The sequence below is a fragment of the Mesorhizobium sp. M7A.F.Ca.US.006.01.1.1 genome (assembly GCF_003997935.1).
Classification (GTDB): Bacteria; Pseudomonadota; Alphaproteobacteria; order Rhizobiales; family Rhizobiaceae; genus Mesorhizobium.
This window is the reverse complement of sequence record NZ_RZQL01000005.1, coordinates 65777-72742: the sequence shown is the minus strand read 5'-3', so window position 1 is coordinate 72742 and position 6966 is coordinate 65777. Positions and strand designations below refer to the sequence as shown.

Annotated in this window: 8 protein-coding genes; 3 read left to right on the top strand and 5 right to left on the bottom strand. The window is 61.4% G+C overall.

The genetic code is table 11. The features are described 5' to 3' along the window. From tsf to EN943_RS02150, 5 genes are all read right to left on the bottom strand, one after another. A partial coding sequence (gene tsf / locus EN943_RS02170) for a translation elongation factor Ts (protein WP_127411333.1) occupies nucleotides 1-616 on the bottom strand: 616 nt, incomplete at its 3' end. A 109-nt stretch (nucleotides 617-725) separates the two neighbouring features. Further along, nucleotides 726-1514, bottom strand: a complete 789-nt coding sequence (gene rpsB, locus EN943_RS02165; RefSeq protein WP_027036666.1) for a 30S ribosomal protein S2 — start codon at nucleotides 1512-1514, stop codon at nucleotides 726-728. Between the two features lie 203 nt (nucleotides 1515-1717). Next, the gene (locus tag EN943_RS02160; RefSeq protein ID WP_127411332.1) at nucleotides 1718-1996 is read right to left on the bottom strand and encodes a DUF4031 domain-containing protein; all 279 of its coding nucleotides are present in this window, start codon (nucleotides 1994-1996) and stop codon (nucleotides 1718-1720) included. A 58-nt stretch (nucleotides 1997-2054) separates the two neighbouring features. Then, complete coding sequence (locus tag EN943_RS02155) at nucleotides 2055-3353, bottom strand: hypothetical protein (RefSeq protein ID WP_127411331.1); 1299 nt, start codon at nucleotides 3351-3353, stop codon at nucleotides 2055-2057. 115 nt (nucleotides 3354-3468) lie between these two features. Continuing rightward, nucleotides 3469-4296, bottom strand: a complete 828-nt coding sequence (locus EN943_RS02150; protein ID WP_127411330.1) for a cell envelope integrity EipB family protein — start codon at nucleotides 4294-4296, stop codon at nucleotides 3469-3471. A 138-nt stretch (nucleotides 4297-4434) separates the two neighbouring features. Here EN943_RS02150 and EN943_RS02145 point away from each other — a divergent pair, with 138 nt between their 5' ends. From EN943_RS02145 to EN943_RS02135, 3 genes are read left to right on the top strand one after another with little or no spacing between them, the layout of a single operon-like run. Then, nucleotides 4435-4899 (top strand): RidA family protein, encoded by a 465-nt coding sequence (locus EN943_RS02145; protein ID WP_127411329.1) that lies wholly within the window; start codon nucleotides 4435-4437, stop codon nucleotides 4897-4899. Nucleotides 4900-4913: 14 nt separating this feature from the next. Beyond that, a complete protein-coding gene (locus EN943_RS02140; RefSeq protein ID WP_127411328.1) occupies nucleotides 4914-5642 on the top strand; it encodes a glycerophosphodiester phosphodiesterase in 729 nt (242 codons plus the stop codon). A 50-nt stretch (nucleotides 5643-5692) separates the two neighbouring features. After that, the gene (locus EN943_RS02135; protein WP_127411327.1) at nucleotides 5693-6907 is read left to right on the top strand and encodes a GNAT family N-acetyltransferase; all 1215 of its coding nucleotides are present in this window, start codon (nucleotides 5693-5695) and stop codon (nucleotides 6905-6907) included. Nucleotides 6908-6966: the final 59 nt, after the last annotated feature.

The window sequence follows — 6966 nt, the reverse complement described above, 5'->3', positions numbered from 1 at the left end:
GATCGATCTGCTCTGCCGTCAGCGCCAGAGGGTTGGTGGCGGCAACATGCATGGCCACCTGGCGGCCAAAGGCGTTGGCGGCATGCTCATTGCCCGTGGTCTCGATCGCGACCAGCACGCCGAGCTTGCCAAGGCCGTCGGCAACCGCGTTGTGAACGTAGGTAGCGACAGCGCCGTGCGGGACGGTGAGCTTGGCCGATCGGCGGAAGCTCATGTTCTCGCCAATGGTGCCGACGGCGTCCTTGATGGTATCGGCGACCGACTTGTCCGAACCCGGATACTTTGCGGTAGCGACAGCCTCCGTCGTGCCGTAAGCGAGCGCGACCTTGGCGACATTGCGAACGATCTCCTGGAACTGCTCGTTGCGGGCAACGAAATCGGTCTCGGAATTGACCTCGACGACGGCAGCCTCGCGCACGCCATTGTCGACGCCGATCAGACCTTCAGCCGCAGTGCGGCCGGCCTTCTTGTCGGCCTTGGAGATGCCCTTCTTGCGCAGCCAGTCGACGGCCTCTTCGATGTTGCCGTTGGTCTCGGTCAACGCAGCCTTGCAATCCATCATGCCCGCGCCGGTCAAGTCGCGGAGTTCTTTGACCTGTGCAGCCGAAATGCTCATTGTCGCCTCTTTGTTTTAAATGCACCGACGCACCATCGGTATTCGATGGTGCGTCTGTTTAGCGTGCCAGAATATGAGAAAGATGAAGGCCGCAACCGGCCTTCGATTATCAAGCTTCGGGAGCTTCCGATGCCGGGGCCGGAGCCGGGTCGAGCGCGGGTTCGACGGGAGCTTCGATCGAAGCGCCGATGTCGACGCCGAGCGCGCCCTGCTGGCGGGCGATGCCGTCGATCGCAGCCTTGGCGATCAGATCGCAATAGAGCTGGATGGCGCGGGCCGCGTCGTCATTGCCGGGGATCGGGAAGTCGATCTTGTCCGGATCGCAGTTCGAATCGATGATGGCGACGACCGGGATGCCGAGGCGCTTGGCCTCGAGGATGGCGATCGCTTCCTTGTTGGTGTCGATCACGAACATCAGGTCGGGCGTCGAGCCCATGTCCTTGATGCCGCCCAGCGCCTTGTCGAGCTTCTCGCGCTCGCGGTCGAGGTTCAGGCGTTCCTTCTTGGTCAACCCTTGCGCCTCGCCGGCCAGCATCTCGTCGAGCTTGCGCAGGCGCTGGATCGAATTCGAGATCGTCTTCCAGTTGGTCAGCATGCCGCCAAGCCAACGCGAGTTGACATAATACTGAGCCGAACGCTGTGCAGCATCGGCGACGATGTCGGACGCCTGGCGCTTGGTGCCGACGAACAGCACGCGACCGCCCTTAGCGACAGTGTCGGAAACCTGCTTCAGCGCCTGGTGCAGCAAAGGCACCGTCTGCGACAGGTCGATGATGTGGATGTTGTTGCGGGCGCCATAGATGTAGGGCGCCATCTTCGGGTTCCAGCGGTGTGTCTGGTGGCCGAAGTGAATGCCAGCTTCCAAAAGCTGGCGCATGCTGAAATCAGGCAGTGCCATTCAAAGTTCCTTTCCGGTTAGCCTCCACGGACACAGGCATTTTTGGACTTTGTCCTCGAACGCCACCGGAGGTTTCAGCCGGATTTCTCCCGGGCAGACACCAAAGTCCGTGTGTGGAATGAGCGCGCATATAGAGGGGATGCGCGACAAACGCAAGCGCCGCGGGATCTGTGGTGCCGCGTGCGACGATCCGCGCCCTGCCGTCAGCGCTTTATCTTCCCGTTCGGCACCCGCACCCGCCGGAAGACCGCGACGATCTCTTCGCGGCTGCATTCGATGGCGCCGAGCCGCACCGCCCGGTCGCGCTCGAAGCCGGTTACGTCATAATGCGGCGCCGATGTCTTGGGCGGCCCCTGATAGGATGAGCGCTTGACGCCGAGCCGGGCGGCAAAGCGATGCAATTCGTCGGTGTCGTCGGCCAACAGATGGCACCAGCGATGGCCGGCCCAGTTCCAGATCGCTGCGTCGACATAGACCGCCATGAAGCTTGCTGTTTGCCTTCCATCGTTCACCACAGCCGGCCACGTGGCCGTCAGGATGTCAGGGACGATAGAATGGATTCGGATAGAAAATGAAGCCGCCATTGGCCGCAAGCTCGGCCACAATGTTGGTGACTGTATCCTGCATGCGACGGTGCAGCTCGGCAACCGCATCGTCGATCGAGCCCGTATGCTCATGCAAGCCCAGTGCCTCCGGCACCCGGATGTGGGCGCAACGCGGCCCGGCCGGCTGCGGAACGAACCGGTTCATCGTGTCGCGTAGTCCGCCCCGGCAATAGTCGTTGCGGATCCGTTTCAGATGTTCGGCGATCTCCTCCTGAGTGATGCGCGGATTGGCCGAGGCCCAAGGTCCGACGCGTTGCAGCCTCTGAACCCTATCGGCGAGCGCGCGGACCTGCCTTTGCCGTTCCGCATCGCCAATGTTTTCGCGCTGCCAGCGACGCGCACGCCGCAGAAGCTCGGCAGTGTCGGTGACATCAATGTCGGCTGAGATGCCTTTGCCGAGTTCGCGGCCGAGCCCGGTGGTCAAAACCCTCTGGCGCTCGGCATGGGAAGCGCCTTGGTCGAACGGCATGCCGCTGGCGGCTTCATCGCGGGCCAGCAGCGTCGAATAGATGCGGTGAATGCGCTGCGGCAGCGTGTCGGTCGCCTGGCGTTCTATTTTGAGGTTTTTCTCGACATAGGCGCATTCCTTCGCCAGCGCCACTTCGACATTCCCGGTGAAGGCAAGCTTCCAGACGACTGGCGCGATCCAGACCTTGAAATCCGGATCCGTGGCCCGACCGCGCTTGAGGGCCTCCAGCCCCATCTCGACGGCACCCGGCAGCAAAGGCGCAACGACATTGGCATGCCAGCCGACGCCGCCTTCGGGATGCAGCAGCACGCCATGGCCTTTCAAGGCCCAGGCGATCGAGTGTTCCTTGGCTGCCCCGCTGTTGCCGGGAATCTGGGCGATCAGATTGTTGGCCAGCCAGAACTTCTGCATCAGCCGGCCAAGGCCGTTGACGACACCATTGGTTGCCCATGAGGCCGTGAGCGGGCTGACCTGCGACACGATCTCCTTGTCGATCATCCAGTCGGTGAAGAACTCGGGATGATTGGGCGTGATGAAGGTCGCCTTCCCTGCCCCGCAACTGGCCTTCAGCCGCTCAAGGTCGGCGTCGGGAAAGTCGATATGGCGGACATTGGCGAAGCCGCGAAGACCGGCCAGGCGATTGAACGGCAACAGATCCCGAAATCCGGGAATGCCGCGCAGCATGACGATCCGGTTGACGGATGTCATGGCCCTGATCAGTGCCGGGTTGGGCCGCGGCGCCACGAATGTATCGATCCTGCTCAAGCTGATCCCCCTCGCGCCTGGACGCTGGGAAGCAGATTGGGAGACGATTGCGGCACGTTCAAGTCGATCGTTACGACCACGCCGTGCCGTGGCCAATCAACTGCCTAGACCGGCACTATTTGGCGGGACAAGGTTTCGTCTGGTTGAACAGCGACAGGTTGACCAGCTTGCCGGTCATCGAGAAGTCGCCATAGTCCATGACGAGATCGCGGGTGATGCCGTTCTCATGCAGCTTGAAGCTGATACGGTATTCCGGCACTTCTTCGCCCGTCTTGTTGGTGTCGTCGAAATAGGCGATGTCGACCGGCCAATATTTGTCGGTGGCGAGCTTTGCCAGTGCCGAAGCTTCCGGGTCGGCCTTGTCGGCATCGGTTTTCTTGCCGACGACGACGGTGGTGGTCATCACCTTGTTGGCGTCTTCGGAACCGTCGAACAGGTTGGTTTCGTAAAAATTCTCGCCCTTTTCGGCCTTGCCGATCAGCTCGACCAGATGCTGGGTCGGGAATTGGGTTGTCGCCAGCTCGACGCTGTTCTTTTCAGGCTTATCGATGTCGACCTTGAGGCCCTTGGTCTCTTTCGTGGCGACGCCCTTGACCTCCTTGTCGAGATTCTGGTCGACGAAGGATTTTGTCACGAACGAAAAGGTCTTGCCTTCGGCATCCTCGAAAGTGGTCGTCTGCTGGTCGGTCAACCTGGTGTTGTCGGCGGTGACGATCTGGGTGACGAAGCGGAATTTCACCGTATAGCCTTCGCAGGCCGAGCCATTGAACTCATAGACCATGCGGCCGGATATGCCCGTGATGCCGGACTGATCGGACGCTTTTTTCAGGGTAAGATCGTAAACGGCGCGGTGGGCTTGCAGCGCCGGCGCGGCAAAGGCGGGGCCTATCGCGAAGACCCCCGACAACAGGACGGCATGGAATGCGAGGCGCGTTGCGCGCATGAGGTACTCCGATCGTCGCGACTGATGGCAGGCCGCAGGGAAAGATGGTCCAGCTTAAAAAAAGTCGTGGCGGAAGCGAGGCAAAAATAGCAATTTCGGCCCGGCCGGCGCGGCGTCACCAAGCAATAGGGAAATACCATGAGTGAAACAATCGAAAAGCGGCTAAGCGATCTGGGTGTGACGCTTCCCGTCGCCGCCGCGCCCGCCGCCAACTACGTGCCCTATTGCAGGACCGGCAGTTTGCTGTTCACTGCCGGGCAATTGCCGCTTAAGGACGGCAAGCTGCAGGCGAGCGGGCTGTTAGGCCGCGATCTCGATACCGCAGGCGGCAAGGATGCGGCAAAATACTGCGCGATCAACATCCTGGCGCAGGCCAAGGCAGCACTCGGCGACCTCGAGAAGATTAGCCGTCTGGTGAAGATCACCGTTTTCGTCGCCTCGACACCTGAGTTCGTCGAGCAGCATCTGGTTGCCAACGGCGCCTCCGATTTCATGGTCGCGGCCCTTGGCGAGCGCGGCAAGCATGCACGCTCCGCCGTCGGCACGGCCTGCCTGCCGCTTAATGCCGCAGTGGAAATCGAAGCCATCTTTGAAGTCGAATGAGCCAGGGGACAGATATGACCGACCTATCCTGGCTGACCGCCCGGCCCGTCGCCCATCGTGGCTTCCACGACATGAACAAGACGCGCTGGGAAAACACGTTGTCGGCCTTCGCCGCGGCCGCCGAGCGCGGCTATGCCATCGAATGCGACGTGCACCTGTCGTCCGACCGTGTTCCCGTCATCATCCATGACGGCGATCTCAAGCGCCTGACCGGCCAGGATGGTTTCGTCTGGCAGCGTACCGCAGCTGAACTCGCGGCGCTCAGGGTCGGCGGCACGGCGGACCATGTGCCGACGCTGAAGGAAGCGCTCGACCTGGTCGACGGCCGCGTGCCGCTGGTCGTCGAGCTGAAAGGCACGCCCGGCTATGACGAAGGCCTGGTGGCAAGCGTCGGCAAGATGCTCAAGCGCTACAAGGGCAAGGCGGCGATCATGTCGTTCGACCATTGGCTGATCCGCGATTTTCCGAAGGACGCGCCGGGTATTCCAGGGGGGCTCACCGCCTACGGCAAGGACGTCGGGTTGATCGAGGCGCATTTCGCCATGCTGGCGCATGAGATCGCCTTCACCTCCTACGCCGCCGGCGACCTGCCAAACCCATTTGTCAGCTTCGTGCGCGAAAAGCTGAAAATGCCTGTTATCACCTGGACGGTGCATGACCAGCCGGCGATCGACCTGACCTTCAGATATGCCGACCAGATGACGTTCGAAGGGTTCGAACCCGATCTGGTCAAAGTCGCCTGAGTGTCTGAAACGTGACTTGTACCAGGCCGGACGGAGCTTAAATAAGCCTCATGGATCAGGGCGACGAGGGTGACGGACAAACGGCCAATGCGGACTATTCGATCCGCGTCGCCGCCGGCATTGGCGCCTTCACCTGTGATGAATGGAACGGCTTTGCCGGAACCGCGCGCGGAGATTCAGAAACCAGTTACAATCCTTTGGTTTCATTCTCTTTTCTAAGCGCTCTTGAGGATTCCGGATGCGCCGTGCGGCGCACCGGTTGGCAGGGCCACCACCTCAGGCTGGAGGACGGGCAAGGCAGATTGCTGGGCGCGCTGCCCTGTTATCTCAAATCGCACAGCCAGGGCGAATATGTGTTCGACCATGGCTGGTCGGATGCGTTCGAGCGCGCCGGTGGCCGTTACTATCCCAAACTGCAAAGTGCCGTGCCGTTCTCCCCGGTCACCGGCCCTCGCCTGCTGGTCACCAGGGGCGAGGACAGTACAAAGGTGAAGGCCGGTCTCGCGGCGGGCCTGAAGGCAGTGACCCAAAAGCTCGGTGTCTCTTCCGCGCATGTCACCTTCGCGCAAGAGAGCGATGTGGAGGTGCTGGAAGCGGCCGGTTTCCTGCACCGCACCGACCAGCAATTCCATTTCTTCAACGAAGGCTTTTCAACCTATGACGACTTCCTCGCCACCCTTGCCTCGCGCAAGCGAAAGGCGATGAAGAAGGAAAGGCGCGAAGCGCTTGGCGACGGCATTTCGATCGACCGGCTGACCGGCAAGGACCTCACCGAGAAGGCCTGGGACGATTTCTTCGCTTTCTACATGGACACCGGCAGCCGCAAATGGGGCCGGCCCTATCTCAATCGTCAATTCTTTTCGATGATCGGCGAGCGCATGGCCGACGACATCCTGCTGGTGATGGCCAGGCGCAATGGGCGCTATATCGCAGGCGCCATCAATTTCATCGGCTCCGATGCACTCTATGGCCGCAACTGGGGCTGCATCGAAGACCATCCCTTCCTGCATTTCGAGGTCTGCTACCATCAGGCGATCGACTTCGCCATCGAGCGCAAGCTGAAAGTGGTCGAGGCGGGCGCGCAGGGCGAGCACAAGCTGGCGCGCGGCTATCGGCCGGTGACCATGCATTCCGCGCACTACATTGCGCACCCAGGCCTGCGCAATGCCGTCGCCGACTATCTCAGGCGCGAACGGCAAGAGGTGGAGCGGATGAGCGAATATCTGGAAGAGCATACCCCGTTCCGCAAGGATCTCGAGGAGTAGCGGCCCGGCTGGCCTGCTGGGGGCGACGATCATCTTGCCGAATTTCGGCGCCTTCGCTA